The 1,845-nt window shown below is 54.0% G+C and carries 3 protein-coding genes and 2 pseudogenes; all 5 read right to left on the minus strand.

What is annotated here, in order from left to right; translation table 11 throughout:
- Positions 1 to 238 (minus strand): annotated as a pseudogene (locus GVK32_RS28535) (DUF2213 domain-containing protein); the annotation flags it as partial.
- 12 nt (positions 239 to 250) lie between these two features.
- Positions 251 to 490 carry a hypothetical protein gene (locus GVK32_RS28540; RefSeq protein WP_159874210.1) on the minus strand — a complete coding sequence of 80 codons (240 nt, stop codon included), beginning with the start codon at positions 488 to 490 and terminating at the stop codon, positions 251 to 253.
- Positions 491 to 531: 41 nt separating this feature from the next.
- On the minus strand, positions 532 to 735 hold the full coding sequence (locus GVK32_RS28545; protein ID WP_159874212.1) for a hypothetical protein: 204 nt from the start codon (positions 733 to 735) through the stop codon (positions 532 to 534).
- Complete coding sequence (locus tag GVK32_RS28550) at positions 732 to 1,634, minus strand: phage minor head protein (protein ID WP_227697934.1); 903 nt, start codon at positions 1,632 to 1,634, stop codon at positions 732 to 734. Before GVK32_RS28550 ends, GVK32_RS28545 begins: the two co-directional genes overlap by 4 nt.
- 31 nt (positions 1,635 to 1,665) lie before the next feature.
- Positions 1,666 to 1,845, minus strand: a pseudogene (locus tag GVK32_RS29390) (DUF1073 domain-containing protein); the annotation flags it as partial.

Consider the following 1,845-nt stretch of genomic DNA (forward strand, 5'->3'; position numbering starts at 1 on the left):
TGGCGCTGACGTACTTGCCATCTACCATCGGATGCGGCAGAGGCATCAGCTTGCCTTCCATCGTCTGGTAGCTGTTGTTAATCTCCTCCGCCGGGTACAGGCCGCCATTCATCACGATGTCATCGACGATCGGAACCGCACCACGAATGACGTAGTGTTCCTGGTCGTTGATTGTTGTCGTGGAGATATTGGAGGCGTTGATGGCGAGGGATTTAACGTGGATGCTGGATAGCTTCACGCTGCGTCCTCTTTACTCTTTGGGTTTATTAGATGCTCTATTACCGGTGTGACATGCGAGCTCACCAGTAGCATTGAATATTTCAACTTCGATAGTTGCCCTGGTTATTTGTCCGTGCTCGGAATGAGCTTTTACAGAAATCAACCCGTTAATCGGCTTCCCATCCATAGTGCATACACCAATGCAGCCATTTTTCTCAAACAGCCTAAGTCCGTTGTCACGCCTTGGCGTTGGTCTGGTCATGTAGTTCATACATTCCTCATTGGTGGATATAGTTGCCTATGGTGAAGAACTTACAGTTTGAACACGCCTTTCAGTATTATGCGTGTGACTGTTGGCTGATTGACCTGCGCATCAGCTAGGGTCTTATCCGTGAGATAATTCATGAATGCCCCAGAGTCAGTCAGGTTTTCAGCATCGGCTGCAATGTTGCCATTCATAATTACGTTGCCTTTTTCATCAAGGCCTTCGTAGTAAGCGATGTAGTGAGTAATCATGCTGCCTCTTTTTCAGTCCACTGCTTGCGTTCTTTCGCCAGCTTCTCAGCTAGCCCTTTGTTGAATATGCTGCCGTCGTCGTTGAGCAACACCGGAATCTGGCTGCAATAGCAGTGATATCGGTTGCCGTTCTCAGCGTAGAAGTCTCGCACCTGCTCAGTGGTGTAAACCTTGCCGTGGCGGCTGGCGTGCCATGTGCGCGTCGTAGGCTTGAGCGCTGACAGCCATAACAGGCCAGTCTTTAGCCCCAGCCGATCCGCCGCCCAGTCCGTTTCGTTCCATTGCGCCTGCCTCAGCGCGCCTACCTGCTCAGTCTGCGCCATGTTCTTCGCGCGACTCATTGAGACGTCGAGGCGCTTGCTTATGACCTGCGCCGTTTCGCGCGGATTCACACCCCGGCCAATCGCATCAGCAATGACGTTTGCGAGGTCGCCGCGCGCCCGGTCGGCTTCCAGCTTCCAGTCGCTGTATGTGCTGATGTAGGCGCTGGCGATCTGGTTTTGATACGCAGGACTGGAAAGCAGTTGCTGCAGCGTTGTCTGGCTGGCGTAAACCGGAGACTGCTGAGACAGGTTATTGAAAGCTTCCAGCGTGCCGCGCTGAGCCTCTTTGGTGACGTATTCCATCGCCCAGAGGTTTTGCTCCCCGCCTTCCAGCAGGTGATCGTCCAGAATGGTCTGCACGATACCCAGAAGATCGGCTAGCTCCTGCGCCGTCATGTCGTAGATGAACCGCCCGGCATTGACCTGGTAGAGCGTTGGCTCTTCGCCGTTAACGTGGCACAGGAAGTGCCAGTTGTGGCTGTTGACCTCACGCTCACGCCCAGTCAGGCGCTGGTCGAAAAGGGCCTTCAGTGCAACCTTTATCGCGTAGTAACGGTCCTCGATATCGCGCTCCATCTTACTGACGGCTTTGCGCGACATCGTGGGGTCAACTTTCGACCGTGGTATCACCGGACTTTTCGGCTTCTGGTTCTGGGTCGGCCAGAGGATCAGGTTTTGGTTTGCGGTCATCAGGCGGAATCTCATCGTCAAGTTCAGGCAATGGCTGGAGTTCGCCCGCCGCGCGGATTTCGTTCTCTGTGATAGCAGAGCGGCCAAAGGCATTCGT

Origin of the sequence: Klebsiella sp. 18074 (assembly GCF_902705905.1) — a bacterium.
GTDB lineage: Bacteria > Pseudomonadota > Gammaproteobacteria > Enterobacterales > Enterobacteriaceae > Klebsiella > Klebsiella terrigena.

Coding starts and splice junctions, on each gene's coding strand:
- GVK32_RS28540 (WP_159874210.1), bottom strand. CDS start 490: ATGAACTACATGACCAGACCAACGCCAAGGCGTGACAACGGACTTAGG.
- GVK32_RS28545 (WP_159874212.1), bottom strand. CDS start 735: ATGATTACTCACTACATCGCTTACTACGAAGGCCTTGATGAAAAAGGC.
- GVK32_RS28550 (WP_227697934.1), bottom strand. CDS start 1,634: ATGGAGCGCGATATCGAGGACCGTTACTACGCGATAAAGGTTGCACTG.